14 protein-coding genes are annotated in these 17,817 nt (G+C 68.2%); 6 read left to right on the plus strand and 8 right to left on the minus strand.

Features of this window, described 5'->3' with window-relative positions:
* Position 1: 1 nt before the first annotated feature.
* Positions 2–1,195 (minus strand): lipid-transfer protein, encoded by a 1,194-nt coding sequence (locus SPRI_RS01945; protein ID WP_005307552.1) that lies wholly within the window; start codon positions 1,193–1,195, stop codon positions 2–4.
* Between the two features lie 237 nt (positions 1,196–1,432).
* Between SPRI_RS01945 and SPRI_RS01950 the strand changes: the two genes are divergently transcribed.
* The 3 genes from SPRI_RS01950 (at position 1,433) to SPRI_RS01960 (ending at position 4,308) form a co-directional block, all read left to right on the plus strand.
* Positions 1,433–2,590 carry an acyl-CoA dehydrogenase family protein gene (locus SPRI_RS01950; RefSeq protein ID WP_005307555.1) on the plus strand — a complete coding sequence of 386 codons (1,158 nt, stop codon included), beginning with the start codon at positions 1,433–1,435 and terminating at the stop codon, positions 2,588–2,590.
* A gap of 140 nt (positions 2,591–2,730) precedes the next feature.
* Positions 2,731–3,045, plus strand: a complete 315-nt coding sequence (locus SPRI_RS01955) for a CoA transferase (protein ID WP_037772945.1) — start codon at positions 2,731–2,733, stop codon at positions 3,043–3,045.
* A gap of 81 nt (positions 3,046–3,126) precedes the next feature.
* Complete coding sequence (locus tag SPRI_RS01960; RefSeq protein ID WP_037772947.1) at positions 3,127–4,308, plus strand: TetR/AcrR family transcriptional regulator; 1,182 nt, start codon at positions 3,127–3,129, stop codon at positions 4,306–4,308.
* 49 nt (positions 4,309–4,357) lie between these two features.
* Here the strand turns inward: SPRI_RS01960 and SPRI_RS01965 are convergent, their stop codons facing one another.
* Positions 4,358–5,905 (minus strand): long-chain-fatty-acid--CoA ligase, encoded by a 1,548-nt coding sequence (locus SPRI_RS01965; protein ID WP_005307563.1) that lies wholly within the window; start codon positions 5,903–5,905, stop codon positions 4,358–4,360.
* Between the two features lie 291 nt (positions 5,906–6,196).
* On the opposite strand from SPRI_RS01965, the gene SPRI_RS01970 reads away from it, so the two are divergent.
* Genes SPRI_RS01970 through SPRI_RS01980 form a run of 3 tightly spaced genes read left to right on the plus strand, consistent with a single transcriptional unit; the run spans position 6,197 to position 8,891 of the window.
* Positions 6,197–6,964 carry a crotonase/enoyl-CoA hydratase family protein gene (locus tag SPRI_RS01970; protein ID WP_005307566.1) on the plus strand — a complete coding sequence of 256 codons (768 nt, stop codon included), beginning with the start codon at positions 6,197–6,199 and terminating at the stop codon, positions 6,962–6,964.
* A complete protein-coding gene (locus SPRI_RS01975) occupies positions 6,961–8,112 on the plus strand; it encodes a CaiB/BaiF CoA transferase family protein (protein ID WP_037775748.1) in 1,152 nt (383 codons plus the stop codon). The genes SPRI_RS01970 and SPRI_RS01975 overlap by 4 nt, the downstream gene beginning before the upstream one ends.
* 23 nt (positions 8,113–8,135) lie before the next feature.
* The gene (locus tag SPRI_RS01980) at positions 8,136–8,891 is read left to right on the plus strand and encodes a 3-hydroxyacyl-CoA dehydrogenase (protein WP_005307572.1); all 756 of its coding nucleotides are present in this window, start codon (positions 8,136–8,138) and stop codon (positions 8,889–8,891) included.
* An 84-nt stretch (positions 8,892–8,975) separates the two neighbouring features.
* Here the strand turns inward: SPRI_RS01980 and SPRI_RS01985 are convergent, their stop codons facing one another.
* From SPRI_RS01985 to SPRI_RS02010, 6 genes are all read right to left on the minus strand, one after another.
* The gene (locus tag SPRI_RS01985; RefSeq protein ID WP_005307575.1) at positions 8,976–10,118 is read right to left on the minus strand and encodes a helix-turn-helix transcriptional regulator; all 1,143 of its coding nucleotides are present in this window, start codon (positions 10,116–10,118) and stop codon (positions 8,976–8,978) included.
* 186 nt (positions 10,119–10,304) lie between these two features.
* Positions 10,305–11,381, minus strand: coding sequence for a Zn-dependent alcohol dehydrogenase (locus SPRI_RS01990; RefSeq protein WP_005307578.1), 1,077 nt, complete (start codon positions 11,379–11,381; stop codon positions 10,305–10,307).
* A gap of 35 nt (positions 11,382–11,416) precedes the next feature.
* A complete protein-coding gene (locus tag SPRI_RS01995; protein WP_005307581.1) occupies positions 11,417–12,877 on the minus strand; it encodes an aldehyde dehydrogenase in 1,461 nt (486 codons plus the stop codon).
* 30 nt (positions 12,878–12,907) lie between these two features.
* Positions 12,908–14,647, minus strand: a complete 1,740-nt coding sequence (locus SPRI_RS02000) for an N-acyl-D-amino-acid deacylase family protein (protein ID WP_005307584.1) — start codon at positions 14,645–14,647, stop codon at positions 12,908–12,910.
* An 88-nt stretch (positions 14,648–14,735) separates the two neighbouring features.
* Positions 14,736–16,067 (minus strand): MFS transporter, encoded by a 1,332-nt coding sequence (locus SPRI_RS02005; protein ID WP_037772951.1) that lies wholly within the window; start codon positions 16,065–16,067, stop codon positions 14,736–14,738.
* Positions 16,068–16,108: 41 nt separating this feature from the next.
* Positions 16,109–17,071, minus strand: a complete 963-nt coding sequence (locus SPRI_RS02010; RefSeq protein WP_158685121.1) for a TolB family protein — start codon at positions 17,069–17,071, stop codon at positions 16,109–16,111.
* Between the last annotated feature and the right edge of the window lie 746 nt (positions 17,072–17,817).

Below are 17,817 nucleotides of genomic sequence, written 5' to 3' on the forward strand. Positions count from 1 at the left end.
GTCAGCGCACCTTCTCGTAGAGCGTCACGACGCAGGCGCCACCGAGGCCCAGATTGTGCTGGAGGGCGTGGGTGAGATTGCCTTCGACCTGGCGGGCGTCGGCCTGGCCGCGTAGCTGCCAAACCAGCTCGGTGCACTGGGCGAGGCCGGTGGCACCGAGCGGGTGCCCCTTGGACATCAGGCCACCGGAGGGGTTGACGACCACCTGGCCGCCGTACGTGTTGTCGCCGTCGAACACGAACTTCTCACCGGTGCCCTCCGGCGTCAGGCCCAGCGATTCGTAGCTGATCAGCTCGTTGCTGGTGAAGCAGTCGTGCAGTTCGACGACACGGATGTCCTCGGGGCCGACGCCTGCGGCTTCGTACACCTGCCGGGCCGCCTCCTTGGCCATGTCGAAACCGACCACCTTGATCATGTCCGTGCCGTCGGCGAACGTGCTGTCGAAGTCGGTGGTCATGGCCTGGGCGGCGATGCGCACATCGGTCTTCAGACCGTGGCGGCGGGCGAACTCCTCGCTCGCGATGACTGCTGCCGCGGCACCGCACGTGGGCGGGCAGCACATCAGGCGGGTCAGCGGACCGTACACGGCCGGGGCGCTCAGCACCTCCTCGACAGTGATCGGGTCGCGGAAGACGGCGTAGGGGTTGTTCGCCGCGTGGGTGCGGGACTTCACCGCGATCCGGGCGAACACCTCATTGCTGATTCCGTACCGCTCGAGGTAGGACTGGCCGGCGCCGCCGAACATCTGCGCCGCCATCGGCGCTGTCTCGGACATGCCCTGAAGGTCGGACATGGTGTCGAGAGTGCGGCCCATCGCCGCCGGACGGTCGTCCCATTGGGCCTTCAGCGCGCCCGGCTGCATCTGCTCGAAGCCCACGGCTATCACACACTCAGCAGCGCCCGAAGCCACGGCCTGACGGGCCAGCCACAGCGCGCTGGAGCCGGTCGAGCAGTTGTTGTTGACGTTGACGACCGGGATGCCGGTGGTCCCCACGCCGTACAGGGCTGCCTGGCCACTGGTGGAGTCACCGTAGACGTACCCCACGTACGCCTGCTGCACCAGTTCGTAGGCGATGCCGGCGTCCGCCAGCGCGGCCCGGGCCGCCTTCTCGCCCATGACGTCGTACGAGTCACTCCTGCCCGGCTTGGCGAACGGGATCATGCCGACCCCGATCACGTGCACGTTGGCACTCATCACTGCCTCCGAAAGCTGATCGATTGTGAGCGGGCGCGAACCGGCCGTTCGCGGTGCCTGCGGCCGGGGTGGGCGCGGGCACCGACTGCACCTCCAGCCGATACGCCACCCCGTGGTTAATACGGATTCAGTTTTGACGCCTGATCCGCTGGAAGTCAAGCAGAACTTGGCTCGACTCAAGCTAGTCATGATTAGGTATGGTGAGCCTCTACCAGCCACGACGACGAAGGGACGACCATGCGTCGCAGCGTCTACAACGAGGACCACGAAGCCTTCCGGGGGACCATCCGGGACTTCATCGCCAAGGAGGTCAGCCCGGTCTTCCACGAGTGGGAGCAGGCCGGCCTGGTGCCGCGCGAGCTCTACTACAAGCTCGGGGACCTGGGAGTCTTCGGGATCGAAGTACCCGAGCAGTTCGGTGGGGCGGGCCTGGACAGCTACAAGTACGAGGCGGTCATCCAGGAGGAGCTGGCCCGCGCCGCCGTCACTTTCGGCGCCTCGGGTATCCACACCGGTCTGTGCCTGGGCTACCTCAAGCGCTACGCCACCGAAGATCAGATGCGCCGCTGGATGCCCGGATTCCTCAGCGGCGACACCATGTACGCCATCGCCATGACCGAGCCCGGTGCCGGCTCCGACCTGGCGGGCATCAAGACCAGCGCGAGGCTGTCCGAGGACGGCACCCACTGGATCCTCAACGGTGCCAAGACCTTCATCACCGGCGGGGTCCATGCCGACCGTGTCCTGGTCGTTTGCCGTACCTCACCCGCACCCGCCGAAAACCGTCGCCTGGGTCTGTCGCTCCTGGTGGTCGATGCGCACGCCGAGGGCTTCGCGGTCGGCCGCAAACTGGAGAAGATCGGCCTGCGCACCTCCGACACCGCCGAACTGTCCTTCAGCGACGTCAAGGTTCCCGTCGAGGATCTCCTCGGAGAGGAGGGCAACGCCTTCTCCTACCTGTCCGAGAACCTGGTCGTGGAGCGTCTGTTCATCGGCATCTCCGCCACCGCCAGCGCACGCGCCGCCATCGACTTCGCTCTCGAGTACACCCGGCAGCGGGAGGTCTTCGGCAAGTCCGTCGCCTCCTTCCAGAACACCAAGTTCGTGCTGGCCGAGTGCGCCGCAGAGGTCGAGGCCGCCCAGGTCATGACCGATCGTGCTCTGGAGCTGCACGATGTGGGAGCTCTGACCGCGGCTGACGCCGCCAGGCTCAAGCTCTTCACGACCGAAGTAGCCGGCCGGGTCATCGACAAGTGTCTGCAACTGCACGGCGGCTACGGATACATCCTCGAGTACCCAATCGCCCGCCTCTATGCCGACACTCGCGTGAGCCGCATATACGCCGGTACGAACGAGGTGATGAAGTCGGTCATCGCCAAGGACCTGGGTCTCTAGTCGGCCATTGGCCGGCGGGCTGCCACGGCCCGGCGAAACCCGCCGTGAGACCGCTCGGGGCGAGCGGCCGCCGCCGGTAGGCGACAGATCCCGTCGACCGACCGCCCCGGGCTTCCTTCTCGCCATGAGGACGGCGCGTGATGACTCAAGAGAGTGGGCCGTGGTCCGGTACCACAGAGCTCGGCTCGGCCGCCGAACGACTGCCCACTGCGGACGGCAGGGTCGCCGTCACGGTCGGCCGACTCGACGGCCTCGCCCGGTTGCTGCTGCTCATCGGCCGTGAGGAGCTGACCCGTGATGCCCGGTTCGGCAGCTGCCACGATCTAGTGGTCAACCGCGCGGCGCTGGTGGCCGAGATCGCCCAGGAGCTCGTCGCCGTGCCCAGGGACGAATGCCTGGCTCTGCTGAATGCCGCAGAGATCACCGCAGAAGCGGTCGAAGCTCCGAACTCCTAGGCCTATGCAGAGCCGTCACCAGGCTCTTGCCGGCCGGGGACCGCGCGCACCGCCCCTCGCCGCCGACTTAGGATGTGGCGCGTGACCGCCGTGAACCGCCCACCGAGCCGCCGCCCCCGCAACCGCAAGGCGCTGATTCTGGCGGCAGCGATCGACTGCTTCCAGCGGTCCGGGTATCAGGCCACCGAGATGAAGGACATCGCAGCGGCTGTCGGAATCACCGCCGCGGCGCTGTACCACCACTTTCGCAGCAAGCAGGAGCTGCTCGGAGCGGCGCTTCTCGACAGCAGCGACCACCTCTGGAGGACAGTTGCGGCGGCGGAAGCGGAAGGGCTTGAGTCCTTGCTGCGCCTCCTCACCTCCTTCTCCCTGGATCACCGGTCGTACTCCATCGTCTGGTATCGGGAGATCCGGCATCTGTCTTCTGAGCACCGAGATGAGGTTCGGCAGCGGCAACAGCGGATCAGCGGCACGCTGGGGAAAGCTCTTCAGTCGTCGCGCCCCGATCTCGGCCCTACCGAGACCGCACTGATCAGCTGGGCTGTCATGGCCGCCCTGGGCAGTCCTTCGTACCACCGCATCGAACTGCCGCGGCCGCGATTCGAAGAGCTTCTTCTCGGGCTAGGGCGGGCCATGACGCAGGTCCGACTGTCCCCGACCGACGCCCCGGCACCCCGCACCGGGCCGAGACTGAGGCCCGTCTCGCGCCGGGAGGCACTGCTCACCGCGGCTGTGACGCTGTTCACGGAGCGCGGGTACCAGGCGGTGAGCATGGAGGACGTGGGCGCGGCAGTCGGTGTGTCACGACTGTCCGTCTACAACTACTTCCCCAGCAAGGCGGACCTGCTCTCCGCGGTGCTGCACCGGGTGTCGGAGGAGAAGTGGGCGACACTGAACCGCAGCCTCGCACAGAGCGAGACAGAAGAGGAGGCGCTGCGTCGCATCGTGCGCAGCTACGCCGAATCGACGGTGCTCGACCGCGGTAGCGGGGCAATGCTGTTGGTGAGTGAACTCGCGCACATTCCTTCGGCCGACCGGGATGCGCTGCTCCGCTTGCAGGTCGACTACGTCGCGGAGTGGGTGGCGCTGTTCCTCGGCTGTCGCCCGACGCTGAGCCAGTCCGAGGCCGGCATCCTCGTCAACGCAGTGCTGGTGATGCTCAGCGTGTTGCCCCGACTGCCGCTTCTCTCCCAACGCGACGACTTGGCCGGCCCGCTGGCCGAACTCGCGCTGACGATCCTGGACGTACCGGCGCCCTCCTGATCGGTGTGCAGTGGTCTGGTTCAGCCATCCCGCCGCTGCGCCCCGGAAGTCAATTGACGTTCCGTTCGCTGTTCGACCAGTAGGGCTTGCGGAGTTCCCGCTTGAGGATCTTGCCCGCCGGGGACAGAGGCATGGCATCGACGAAGTCGCAGCTGCGCGGGGCCTTGTAGCGGGCGATGAGACTCTTGCAGTGGTCCCGGATCTCCGTCGTGGTGGCAGTGTGGCCGGGCTTGAGGACGATCACTGCGTGGACGCGCTCGCCCCAGTCGGAGTCAGGGATGCCGATGACCGCGCAGGCTGCGACGGCCGGGTGTGCGGCCACGGCGTTCTCGACCTCGGCGGAGTACACGTTCTCCCCACCGGAGACGATCATGTCCTTGACGCGGTCGACGATGTACACGTACCCGTTGTCGTCCATGAAGGCGGCGTCGCCGGTGTGCATCCAGCCGCCTCGCAGAGCGGCTGCCGTCTCCCCGGGCTTGTTCCAGTATCCGAGCATGGTGTTGGCGCCGCGGACGACGATCTCCCCGACTGCACCCCGGGGGACCTCGCGGTCCTCGGCGTCGACGATGCGAAGGTCCACGCCTGCCACGGCCCGGCCGGCGGCGCGCAGCAGTCGGGCATCGTGGTGGTCCTCCGGAGTGAGGGCGGCGATGGCCGGGGCCATTTCGGTCATGCCGTAGCCCTGCGCGAGTTCCGCTGCGGGGAAGACCTGCATGGCCCGCTCGAGCAGCGTTTCCGAGATCGGTGACGCTCCGTAGTTCAGCCGCTGGAGGCTGGTGAGGTCGTGCTCGCCGACCGACGGGTGGTCCACCAGCATCTGGATCATGGCGGGGACCAGCAGCGTCGAGGTGGGTCTGTGGTCGGCGACGGCCGTGAGCACTGCGGCGGGCTCGAATGCGGGCAGGAAGAGGTGGGAGCCGCCGACGAGGTTCTGGACGAACCAGTTCCCGAGCGCGGCGAGGTGGAACATGGGCGCGCAGTACATGGTGCGGCCGCCAGGGGTGCTGGCCTGGACGCTCACGACCAGGCTGTTGGCGGAGCTGAGGATGTTGGCGTGGCTGAGCATGACGCCCTTGGGGAAGCCAGTGGTCCCGCCGGTGTAGAAGATGCCCGCCAGTCGCTCGCCGCCCACTCGCTCGTCCTTGACCGGTTCATGGGCGGCGATCAGCTCCTCGTAGCAGAGCATGCCCTCGGGGGTCGGTTCGTCGCCGCAATGGATGACGGTGGCGATGCCCTCCCACAGACCCCGCAACTTCGGCACCAGTGGGGCGAAGGCATCGTCCACCAGCAGGATGCGGGTGTCGGACTCCTCGAGGGAGTAGGCGATCTCCCTGACGCTCCATCGGGTATTGACCGGGTTCACGACGCAGCCGGCCCACCAGACCGCGTAGAGGTAGTCATGGTGAACATCGGAGTTGAGGGCTAGTAGCGCGACCCGGTCGCCCTCGGCCGCACCGAGGGCGCGCAGCGCACCGGCGAGCCTGGCGATCCGGTCCCCGCTCTCGCGCCAGGTACGCACGCGTTCCCCGGAAATGGTGGCGATCCTCTCGGGGTTCTGCTGCACGGCTCTGTGCAGGCTCTGCGTGAGGTACACGGGTGCTCCCATCTGGGTGTGGACGGCTGGACGGGTCGGCCGGACAGGCCCGACACGGCCGCTGCAGCGGCTGTGCCACTTGCCCTGGGCGCTGCGGCGGAGCACCGCGGCGCGGGCACTCACTCTCATTGCCTAGAGGCCGCCAGTCAAGACACAAGGCGTACCCTTGATTTAGTTCCACTCCACTTTCAGGTGCAGATCACAGGTAAGTGGCCTGGACATCGACTTTACTCGTGGATAAGTTCTGGCCTCGGCACACAGCAACCCGGCACTGCAAGGGAGCACGTCAACGTGACCGACCAAGTCCTGACCGAGTTCCGTGGGGACGGCATCGCCGTCATCACGATCAACCGCCCAGAGGCTCGCAACGCGCTGGACCGCGCCGTCGGCCTGGCCGTCGCGCAGGCGCTGGACGAGCTGGACCACCGCGAGGATCTGCGGATCGGCATCCTCACCGGCGCTGGAGGCACCTTCTGCGCCGGTGCCGACCTCAAGGCGATGCTCCGCGGGGAGACTGCCCTGATCGAGGGCCGCGGCCTGTGCGGGCTGACCGAGACGCCGCCACGCAAGCCCCTGATCGCCGCGGTCGAGGGCTACGCCCTTGCGGGCGGATGCGAGCTGGTCCTCGCCTGCGACCTGGTCGTCGCAGCCGAGGACGCCACCCTCGGCATCCCCGAGGTCAAGCGCGGTCTGGTGGCCGCTGCCGGCGGACTGACCCGGCTGCACCGGCTCATCCCCCACCACATGGCTATGGAACTCGCCCTCACCGGCCGCTTCATGGAGGCCACTCAGGCGCACGGATACGGCCTGGTCAACCGTCTCACCGCCCCCGGCGCAGCCCTGGAGGGGGCCTTGGCTCTTGCCGGGGAGATCGCCATGAATGGCCCGCTCGCGGTCCAGGCCAGCAAGCAGATCATCACCGAGTCCGACGATTGGCCCGCTGACGAGCGGTGGAAGCTCATGCGCGAGATCAGCGACCCGGTCTTCGCCTCCGAGGACGCCAAGGAGGGGCCGCGAGCCTTTACGGAGAAGCGCGCGCCGAAGTGGAGCGGCCGATGAGGACCGCCCGGGAGGCAGGGCCCCTGGCCGGTGTCCGCGTCATCGAGCTGGGCGGCATCGGCCCCGGCCCGTTCTGCGGAATGCTGCTCGCCGACCTCGGTGCCGAGGTCATCCGCATCGACCGGCCCGCCGAGGCCGGCCGGCCCAATTCCATGCCAGTACTGCACCGCAACCGCCTGTCGATCACCGTCGATCTCAAGAGCCGTGAAGGCATCGAGGTCATCCGCACTCTGGCAGGCACATCCGACGTGGCCTTCGAGGGCTTTCGCCCCGGCGTCGCCGAACGCCTGGGTCTGGGCCCGGACGACCTGATCGCCCGCAATCCCCGGCTCGTCTACGGCCGCATGACCGGATGGGGCCAGGACGGCCCCCTCGCCCAGGATCCCGGCCACGACATCAACTACATCGCACTGTCAGGTGCCCTGCACTCCATCGGCACTCCCGAGACGCCCGTCGTCCCGCTCAACCTGATCGGCGACTTCGGCGGCGGCGGCATGCTGCTCGCGCTCGGCATCCTCTCCGCCGTGATCAGCGCCCGGACCACCGGGCGGGGCCAGGTCGTCGACGCAGCCATGACAGACGGCTCGGCCACCCTTCTCGCCATGATGTACGGCTTCATCGCCTCCGACATGTGGACCGACGAGCGGGCTTCCAACTTCCTCGACGGCGGCGCTCCGTACTACGGCGTCTACCGCTGCTCCGACGGCCGGCACCTGTCCGTCGGACCGGTCGAGCCGCAGTTCTACGCCAATCTGCTCCGGGTCCTGGGCATTGCCGATGACCCGGACTTCGCCGGACAGAACGACCGCGCCAAATGGCCCGTGATGAAGCAGAAGCTCACGGACCTCTTCGCCACCCGTACCCGCGACGAGTGGGCCAAGGAGTTCGAAGGCCAGGAGGCGTGCGTCGCCCCCGTCCTCTCCCTCCTCGAAGCCCCCCAGCACCCGCACAACCTGGCCCGCGGCACCTACCGCACCGGTGCCCACGGCGGCGTCGAGCCCGCCCCCTCCCCCCGGTTCTCCGGCACCCCCACGCCCGAACCCAGCCCCGCGCCTCCTGTCGGCGCCCACACCGACCAGGTCCTCACGGAGGCGGGGCTCACCGCCGACCACCTCGCGGCGCTCCGCGCCAACGGCATCGTCAAGTAACAGCGAAGGAAAGAGTCCCCACCATGCAGACCAGCGGTATCTCCGCCGTCGTCACCGGCGGCGCGTCCGGGCTCGGCCTCGCCACCGCCAGGCGGCTGATCGCCGGCGGCGCCCAGGTCGTCCTCCTCGACCTGCCCAGTTCCGACGGTGAGGCCGTCGCCAAGGAAATCGGCGCCGTCTTCTCGCCCGGCGACGTCACCAGCCAGGCGGACGCCGCCACGGCCGTCCGGACGGCCGCCGCCCTCGCGCCTCTCCGCGTCGCCGTCAACTGCGCGGGCACCGGCAACGCCATCCGCACCTTCGGCAAGGACGGCCCGTTCCCCCTCGACTCCTTCAACCGCATCATCCAGATCAACCTGGTCGGTACCTTCAACGTCCTGCGGCTCGCCGCCTCCGCCATGGCGGAGAACGACGAAGTCGACGGCGAGCGTGGCGTCATCGTCAACACCGCGTCCGTAGCGGCCTACGACGGCCAGATCGGGCAGGCGGCCTACAGCGCCTCCAAGGGAGGCGTGGTCGGCATGACCCTGCCCATCGCCCGCGACCTGGCGACACTGAAGATCCGGGTGATGACCATCGCCCCCGGCCTGTTCCGCACTCCCCTGCTCGGAGCTCTCCCCCAGGAGGCTCAGGACTCTCTCGGCGCCCAGGTCCCCCACCCTTCCCGCCTCGGCGATCCCGACGAGTACGCCGCCCTGGCCGAGCACATCATCCACAACCCCATGCTGAACGGCGAGGTCATCCGCCTCGACGGTGCCATCCGCATGGCACCGCGGTAATCCACCGGCACAACGCCACCGGCCGTGCCTGGCAACCCTCCATCGGTTTGCCAGGCGCGGCACTGCTGTCTCCAGCCGGGGTTCTCAGGTGGTATGCAGCAGGCGCAGGTACTTGGTGACCGCCTCCGCCCGGTTACGCGCTTCGAGCTTGCGCAGGATCTGTGCCACGTGTGCCTTGGCCGTGCTCTCCGCCACGACGAGCCGCGCGGCGATGACCCGGTTGGTGGCGCCGCCGGCAAGCAGCTCCATGACCTCGATCTCGCGGCGGCTGAGCAACGCAAGGGCGGAGGGAGTCGGCGGGGCAACCCGCACGAACTCCGGCTCCGGCGCTGCCGGCGTGCAGTCGGCCGGACCGAGGAGCGTGAGCCCGGCGCTTCCGACGGCGTCGAGCTGCCGCTTGGCAGCCTCGACGAGCTCGCCGTAGAGCTGGACCTGTGTGCGCAGGCGGGAGCGGAGGATGGCGCGCTCGAGGGCATACCCGTAGCCCTCGGTGAAGGTCCCCAGCACGTCACGGTCGACGATGTCGAGCCGATCCTCGGAATGGAACGCATACATGAACCCCAGGACCCGGCCCTCGGGCAGGATGGGGGCGGCCACATACGAACGCACCCCCGCCATCCGGCGCAGCTCCTGCCCGGGGCGGTTGTCGTTCATCGCGTCCCGGACCAGTACCGGCCGACGTCGGCGCATCATCTCGCGCTCCATGCTCAGGTTCTCGAATGTCAGCGGCCGTCCGTCGTCGCCGACGAGCCGTCGACTGACCTTGGCGAAGAAGTCCGGGTCACGGGCGGCCCAGGCTCCGGCAGGCACCACCTCCCTGCCCTCCACTTGCACCAGCACCGCACCGCTGAAGCCGCACGAGCGGCACGCCACCTCAGGACCGCGCCGGACCGCGTCCTCGACCGACGAGGCCGTGCGCAGCTCGGCCAGTGCGCGCTGAAGCCGGGGAATGGGCGCGAGCTGGCGTTGGAAGACCGAGGTGCGCAGGTCAGCTCGGAATTCCACGAAGTCCATGGCCAGGAGTCCCGCCGCGCCCTCCGGATCGCCCTGGTTCTCGATGTGCTCGCGGAGCACGCGGATGACGTCCTCAGCCGCCTGCTCGATCGCTGTCTCGCTCGATACATCGGGGGCCGTCAGGTGCAGGCCGGGCTGTCCTGGCAGATTCCTCAGCCGGTCGAGCAGGGTGAGGAATCGGCGGGGGGCTCCGACGCCGCAGTCGTTGGTCATGGCTCCTCCATCGGCGATTTACCATGAGGTTACCCACCGTTTGATTATTCCGCCAAACTGACCATCTGCCAGGGAGGATGAGGAGTCAACGAGGACTGACCATCGTTACTTAGCATTCGATAAAACCACATGGCAGGAGTCGGGGCCCGCGGTGCGGGCCCCGACTCCTTGTCGGTGCGGTCTGGATCAGGCGATGTCGATGACGGTGCGCAGCGCCTCGCCGGTGTGCATTTGGCGGATGGCCTCGTTGATGTCGGTCAGCGGCACTCGGTGAGTGATCATCGATTCCAGGTCGATACGACCGGCCCGCCACAGACCAATGATCCTGGCGAACGCGTGGCGCACATCCTCACCTCCGTAGACGGACGGGAGGATCTTCTTCTGGCTACTGACCAGCTCGAACATGTTGATGTCGGGCATGTCCGCGACCGATCCCATACCGACGAGGCACACCACCCCGCCCTGACGTGCCGCGTCGTAGGCCGAGCGCAGAGTGGCCGCCTTGCCGACCGCCTCGAAGGCGTAGTCGAAGCCGACGCTGCCGGTGAGGCGCTTGCGAGCCGCCCCGAGATCCTCGGGGGCCACCGCCTCGTTGGCACCGAACTTCAACGCCCACTCGCGCCGGTTGGCGACGGGGTCCACGGCGACGATCTGCGCCGCACCGGCGACCTTCGCGCCCTGCACGATGCTCATGCCCACCCCGCCGAGGCCGATCACGGCCACGGAGGAGCCGGGGCGGATCCGGGCCGTGTTGAGCGCGGCGCCGATGCCGGTGGTGACACCGCAGCCGATGAGCGCTGCGATGTCGTAGGGGAGGTCGTCCGGGATCGGGATCGCGGCACTGGCCGCAATCACAGCTTCCTCGGTGAACGTGCCTTCGCCGAGCGCACCGGGCATCAGGGTGCCGTTCACCTCGAAGTTGGGAGTGCCGAGGTTGGTGACGCCCGCCTTGCACAGCTGGGCGCGGCCGGCCTTGCAGTGCTCGCAGGTGTCGCACGGCGCCATCCAGCAGATGATGACGCGGTCGCCGACCTTGACGTTGGTCACGCCTTCGCCGACCTCGATCACCTCGCCCGCGCCCTCGTGCCCGGGCACGCAGGGCACAGGATGGGCGAAGACGCCGTTCATCGTGGAGATGTCGGAGTGGCACAGGCCGGCTGTGTGCATCTTGATCCGGACTCGGCCGGGGCCGAAGGAGACGGCCTTGGCCTCGGTCACGTCCAGGGACGTGTCGCCTACCTTGTTCAATACTGCTGCGCGCATGATCTTCTGTACTCCTGGATGCGGATGATGCGGTGTCAGGACATGGAGCGGTGGGGCAGGGCGATGCTCTTGTACTCGAAGTAGCCCGTCAGTCCCTCGTCTCCGAACTCTCGCCCGAGGCCCGAGTTCTTGAAGCCGCCGAACGGCGCCGCCAGGTCCACCCGGAACCCGTTGACCGAGAAGGTGCCGGTCCGGATCCGGCGGGCCACGCGCAGGCCTCGATCCGTGTCGGCGGTGAAGACGGCACCGGACAGTCCGTAGGCGGAGTCATTGGCGAGTGAAACCGCCTCGTCCTCGGTCTCGTACCGGATCAGACAGACCACCGGGCCGAAGATTTCCTCCCGGGCGATGCGCATGTCGTTGGTCACCTCCCCGAAAAGGGTCGGCTCGACGTACCACCCGGTGGTCGGGGCGTCGGGCACACCCCCGCCTGCGAGGACCTTCGCCCCCTCCTCTTGGCCGATGCGGATGTACTCCAGGACACGCTGCCGTTGCGCGTGGCTTGCCATCGGTCCGACGACGGTGGCCGGTTCTGAGGGATCGCCGACCTTCAGTGCCCGGAAGGCCGAAGTCAGCTTGGCGGCCACCTCGTCGTACCGGGAAGCCGGAACGAGCACGCGGGTCAGCGCCAAGCATGCCTGCCCGCTGTTGGCCGCGCAGGAGCCGCCGATGATCGCGGGAACGGCGGCGTCGAGGTCGGCGTCCTGCAGCACGATCGCCGCCGACTTGCCGCCGAGCTCCAGCGCCACCCGGGTGAGGTTCTGTGCCGCGGCTGCCATGACCTTCTTACCCGCGGCTACCGAGCCGGTGAACGAAACCTTGTCGATGCCAGGGTGCGACACCAGGTACTCACCGGCCCCTCGGCCGGCCGGCAGCACACTCAGCACCCCCTTCGGCAGCCCGGCCTTCTCGCATACCTCCGCCAGGAGATACGAGTCCAGTGGGGTTTCCGGAGACGGCTTGAGGACGAACGTGCAGCCGGCAAGCAGGGCCGGGGCCAGCTTCGGGGCGGCTGCCATCTGCGGGGCGTTCCACGGGATCACCCCGGCAACCACGCCGACCGGCTCGCGCCGCACCAGCACCGGGCCTGTCAGCCCCTGTCGCTCCTCCTCCAGCTGCAGCCGGGCAGCCGCCTGCAGGAACACCTCGAAAGCCGCCACGACACCAAGCGCCTGGCCGCGGACCGCGAACGAGACCGGTGAACCGTTCTGCAGAGTGATCAACTCGGCCAGGTCCCGGTGCCGGGCAGCCAGGGCGTCCTTGATCCGTGTGACGATCTCGATCCGCCGAGCGAGACTCATCCGCGGCCACGGTCCGTTGTCGAAGGCCTCTCTCGCGGCGGCAACCGCTCGATCCACGTCGGGCGCGGTGGCGTGCGGCACGCGGGCGACCACCTGCTCGGTCACCGGTGAGACCACGTCGATGGTTTCCGAACCGGCCGGCTCGACCCACTCTCCGCCGACGAACAGCTTGTCGTACACCATGATCTGGGGCATTCGGTACTCCTTACGTCCTTGAAATTGGGGTCAGCTGACCGGCGCTGCCGGTCCGTGCTTGGCACCGCGGACCAGACGCCCGGGCAGTTCGCCGGTGGCTTCGCCATTGCGGTAGGTCTCGACGCCGCTGACGACCGTGTGCAGATAGCCGTGGGTGCGCTGGAGCAGCCGGGGCTTGCCGGTAGGGAGGTCGTAGCGCACCTCGGGCGGGCCGAGACGCAGGTTGACCAGGTCGATGACGTTGATGTCGGCCTTGTAACCGGGGGCCAGCACTCCGCGGTCGTGGAGCCCCACCGCCTCGGCGGTCTGCCGGGCCTGACGGGAGATCACGAACTCCAGCGGGAGTCGCTCGCCGTCCCTGTCGCGCACCCAGTGCTGGAGGAGCGTGGTGGGGAAGCTGGCGTCGCAGATCGTGCCGACATGGGCCCCGCCGTCGGACAGGCCCGGCAGGGTGTAGGGATGGGTCAGCATCTCGTGCACCGCATCGAGGTTGCCCGAGGAGTAGTTCAGTGCCGGGACGTAGATCAGGCCCCGCCCTTCGTCCTGCAGCAGCACGTCATAGGCGAGCTCCAGCGGCGAACGACCCACCCGCTCCGCACGAGCTGCCAGGGAGTCCTCACGGCCAGGCTCGTAGTTCGGCGGGTCCCCCAGCTCGAACATGAGCTCGAACCTGCGGACCGCCCACATGCCCGCCCGCTGTTCCATGCCGTGATCGTCAGAGGCGGCCAGCACCGCCCGCTTGAACTCCGGATCGGCCATGGCCCGGGCCTGCTCGGAAACCGGGAGGTGGGCGATCTTCCGCCAGTGCACATTGGCCATGAAGGGGTGCAGGGTGCACTGCAAGCCCATCACGAGCCCGACCGCACGCGGGGCGACCTGGGCACGTACCGGCAGTCCGTCCTCGTTCGCCCGCTCGATGCCGGCGAGCACCTCCCGGTAGACGTCGTTCTTGGGATTCTGCACCAAACTCACCGAGAGAGGGCGGCCCGACGCCTGGACCATCTGGCGGATCAGGCGCATGTCGACCTCGACATCGTCGAAGTCCGTGACGTACTGCAGCACTCCGCTGCCGGTGCGGCCGATCTCGCGACTGATGGCCACCAGCTCGTCGCCGCCGGCGTCGTAGGACGGGGTGATGTCACCGGCCAGCGACTTGTGGTTGATCGTGCGCGAGGTACTGAAGCCGAGCGCGCCCGCCTCCACGGCCTCCCGCGCGATCCGGCTCATCGCGACGATGTCCTCTCCAGTGGCGAGGGCACCTGCGAGCGCGCGGTCGGCCATCACGTTGACTCGCAGCGCTGCGTGAGGCACCTGGGTGCCGAGGTCGATGTCGCGCGGACGGTTCTCCAGGGCGTCCAGGTACTCGGGGAACGACTGCCAATCCCAGGAGATCCCCGCATGCAGCGCGGTTTCGGGGATGTCCTCGATGCCCTCCATCAGGGCGATCAGGCGGTCGCGGTGGTCCGGCCGCACGGGCGCGAACCCGACGCCACAGTTGCCGGCCACGACCGTCGTCACACCATGCCAGGAGGACGGCTGGAGCCGGTCGTCCCAGGTCGCCTGGCCGTCGTAGTGGGTGTGGATGTCGACGAAGCCGGGCGAGACGACTGCGCCGTCGGCATCAATCTCCTGTGCGCCGGCTCCCCCGACCCTGCCCACCGCGACCACCAGGCCATCGCGGACCGCCACATCGGCGGTACGGCTGGAGCCGCCAGTGCCGTCGACCAGCCGGCCGCCCCGGATGACCAGGTCGAACTCAGGTGTCGTCATGGTGATTTACCTCCTTGATCTGGTGTCGGCACCGCCGCATGACACAGCGGCGCCGACAGGTGGTTCTGTGTACGGGCAGCTCTGGTTGTCAGTCCCGAGCTGCCAGGCGTGCCGTGTCGCGTTCGGGGTTGATCAGCAGCATCGCGATGGCCCCGCCGACGACCATGACGACGCCGAGCCCGAGGAATCCGCTGCCGTACCCGGCCGCGGCGGATTCACTGGAGGCGACGAGGCCGCCGACCACGACCGGGGCGATGACACCGCCGAGGCTGAAACAGGCGGTGACGATGCCGAAGACCATGCCGCGCTGCTTGGCCGGGACCACATCGGAGATACCGGCGAACGCCACGCCGAAACCGGCGGCGTTCAGGCTGGCGCTGGTGATCAGCAGGACCATGTGCGGGGTGCCGCGGTCGAAGCCGGAGAAGGCCATGGTGGCCAGGCCGGCAAGGACGATCATCGAGGCGGGCAGAACACCACGCGCGATCCGATTGCTCAGCCCGCGTCTGGTCAGCCAGCGGGAGAACACGCCCACCACGATCACGCTGATCGCGGCCCCCAGGTAGGGAAGGGCAACCAGCCGGCCGATGGTTCCTGAGTCGTAACCCAACCCCTCCTCCAGGTAGAGCGGAAGCCAGCTGATCTTGATGGCGCTGTTGGCCTGGATCACGAAGAAGAGCAACACGGTGCCGATGAGAGTGCCGGTGCTGAACAGCCGGCGGAGCGGCACGCGTTCGGGCAGGGCCTGGGTAGCGGTGCCCTCAGCGGAGGGGTGTCCCTTACCGGCTGCCTCCGGGCCGGAGTCGCCGACGAGCATCCAAACCAGCGCGAACGCCATCCCGGCGGCGGCCAGGACACCGAATGCCGCATGCCACGAGTAGTCGGTGATCACCCAGGTCAACGCGGGTGCCGCGATCACCGGGCCGAGGCCGGTGCCCGCCGTGACGATGGAACTCGGAACGGCCCGCTTGTGCGCCGGGAACCACGAGTGGACGACCTGCATCACCAGGGCAGCGGCAGGCCCCTCCGCGAAGCCGAGCAGTACCCGGCAGACAACCAGCATGGTGAATCCGACCTGGCTGACCATGGGTGCCATGGTGATCGCCCACAGCAGCACCATCCCGCCCAGGAGCCAGCGGGCCCGTATCTTGCCACCGAGCCAGCCTCCCAGGACGGACCCCACAGCGAACAGCCAGAAGAAGCTGCTCTGCACGACGCCCAGCTGGGCGTCGTCGAGCCCCAGGTCCTTCTTGATGTCAATGCCGGCCAGGCCGACGACTATCTTGTCCGCGACGTTCGCCAGGACAAGGCAGACAAGAAGCCCGACTATGAGCCATGCCTTGCGGCTTGCCGCAGGCTCCGCGGCCGGTCTTTCCAGTGCGCCGGCGGGCGCGGGCGTCTCTTGGTGCTCGATAGACATTTCGTCTCCCGGACTGGGGGTGGGTGAGGCGCGCGAGAACGTCAGCGGACAAAGGTCGTGAGCTGGATGCTCGACGTGCCGTCAGCAGAGTGGAGTTCGTGGAGCATGCTCCGGCCGTCGGGACTGATGACCGGGTTGGTCGCCTCGGAGCCCGGCTGTGCAGTCGCGTAGGTGAGCCGTCGCAGATGGCGCCCGGTTCCGTCGAGCCGAAGGGCATACAGGTCCAGGGCAGCGTTGCTCAGACCGGTGTCGTGATCGGATTCGACGACGACGAACCTGCCGTCGGGCGTGACGCCCTCGGCCTCGTCGTATTCGTCGTTGTCGGTCTGTCGTTGCACCCGGCCGGCTCGCAGGTCGAGCCGGTAGATCTCCAGTCCCTGGTAGGGCTGAGCGAGTCCGCGCCGGTCGGGTGCGAAGGCGTAGAAGACGATCGCCGCCGGGGGCGTGCCATCACCCTTCCCGCCTTCGATGAAGTCCTGCGCCTCGATTCCGAAGTCGGGGAGAGCCTTAGGGAGACGGCGGTCCGGGTCCTCGGCGACGAAGTCCGTCGGCGGAACGACTCCGGAATCCGGGGAAGGCCACTCGAGAACCTGCCTCCGGTCCTCCAAGACAGCGACCTTGCCGTCAACACGGAGCCGGGCGATCCACATCGCGCTGCGCTGGCCGTCCTGGCCGTGATGAAACGGCGTGGCGGTCCAAGCGATCCAGTCGGAGTGCCGCGCGACGGCGATCCCCTCGAACACATTCAGGTGGAGGGGGAACGGCTGCGCCTCTGCGTTGCGTGGCATCCAATACCACTCCAAATGCAGCAGTCGCTCCGCCACCGAGACCGGCGTGCTGGGGTCGGCTGCCGCGCCTCGACCCCCCAGGAGCAGATCGCCCGCTGCTGTGTAGTGGACCCGCCAGAACTGCCCGCCGGGGACGTGGCACGTCAGGCACCTCGTCGCGCCAGTCGCCAACTCCCGCTCGCGCACGGTGCCGAACTCGTGGTCGACATAGGCCATGAATCGGCCGTCTGGAGACCAGGCAGGGCGGGCACCCTCGACGACCGCCGTCGTCCGCACCGAAGCCTTCAGCAGGTCGGGGCTCCCGTGGTACACGGGTGCGACGGCTGCAGCCGGCATCTGAAGACCTACCGCCATCGCCAGAGCGAGGGTGGACGATACTCGCGCCCTTGCGCGCCTACGACGTTCCGACCGTACGAACTTGGCTGGGGACACGAGATGCCTCCATTGGCAGAGAAGTGTCCAGAGAAGGGGTGAGGGCCACCGCGGCGTCCGAAAACGGCTGAGGGGGTTCAGGGCCCTGATCAGCTTCCGTCTCCACGCCCTGCTGCCGCGATTGGCCATTCGGGCAGTCCTCATTCGCCAACCGGCCATTCGCCCTACGGCGGCTCCGTCATGCCGGCTCTGCAGCGTCGCCCTGTGGGGGTCGGGCAGGCCGGGACCGCCGGCGTCAGCGGTGTCTCGGGCGACGCGCGATGGCATCGGCACAAATGGTGCCCAGCGGACGGCTGCGAACCTGAACGGCGGGCAGGGGCGACAGCGCCGACCTCAGTGAGACGGAAGCCCACGTCTTGGTGAAGCGAACTACTGGCTAGCTTGCGGAGGAGGCCGGGCACACCGGATCCACTGGCTGCTGAACGGGATCGACTGCAATGCAACGGTGCCGACCAGCTGCCATCGACTACGTGGTCGTCTTGGAAGCCAAGGCGGCGGTGGCCCGGGCGACAGTCCGCCGGGCCATCGCG

The organism is Streptomyces pristinaespiralis (assembly GCF_001278075.1).
Taxonomy (GTDB): Bacteria; Actinomycetota; Actinomycetes; order Streptomycetales; family Streptomycetaceae; genus Streptomyces; species Streptomyces pristinaespiralis.

Coding starts and splice junctions, on each gene's coding strand:
- SPRI_RS01945 (WP_005307552.1), bottom strand. CDS start 1,195: ATGAGTGCCAACGTGCACGTGATCGGGGTCGGCATGATCCCGTTCGCC.
- SPRI_RS01950 (WP_005307555.1), top strand. CDS start 1,433: ATGCGTCGCAGCGTCTACAACGAGGACCACGAAGCCTTCCGGGGGACC.
- SPRI_RS01955 (WP_037772945.1), top strand. CDS start 2,731: ATGACTCAAGAGAGTGGGCCGTGGTCCGGTACCACAGAGCTCGGCTCG.
- SPRI_RS01975 (WP_037775748.1), top strand. CDS start 6,961: ATGAGGACCGCCCGGGAGGCAGGGCCCCTGGCCGGTGTCCGCGTCATC.
- SPRI_RS01980 (WP_005307572.1), top strand. CDS start 8,136: ATGCAGACCAGCGGTATCTCCGCCGTCGTCACCGGCGGCGCGTCCGGG.
- SPRI_RS01985 (WP_005307575.1), bottom strand. CDS start 10,118: ATGACCAACGACTGCGGCGTCGGAGCCCCCCGCCGATTCCTCACCCTG.
- SPRI_RS01990 (WP_005307578.1), bottom strand. CDS start 11,381: ATGCGCGCAGCAGTATTGAACAAGGTAGGCGACACGTCCCTGGACGTG.
- SPRI_RS01995 (WP_005307581.1), bottom strand. CDS start 12,877: ATGCCCCAGATCATGGTGTACGACAAGCTGTTCGTCGGCGGAGAGTGG.
- SPRI_RS02000 (WP_005307584.1), bottom strand. CDS start 14,647: ATGACGACACCTGAGTTCGACCTGGTCATCCGGGGCGGCCGGCTGGTC.
- SPRI_RS02005 (WP_037772951.1), bottom strand. CDS start 16,067: ATGTCTATCGAGCACCAAGAGACGCCCGCGCCCGCCGGCGCACTGGAA.
- SPRI_RS02010 (WP_158685121.1), bottom strand. CDS start 17,071: ATGGCCTATGTCGACCACGAGTTCGGCACCGTGCGCGAGCGGGAGTTG.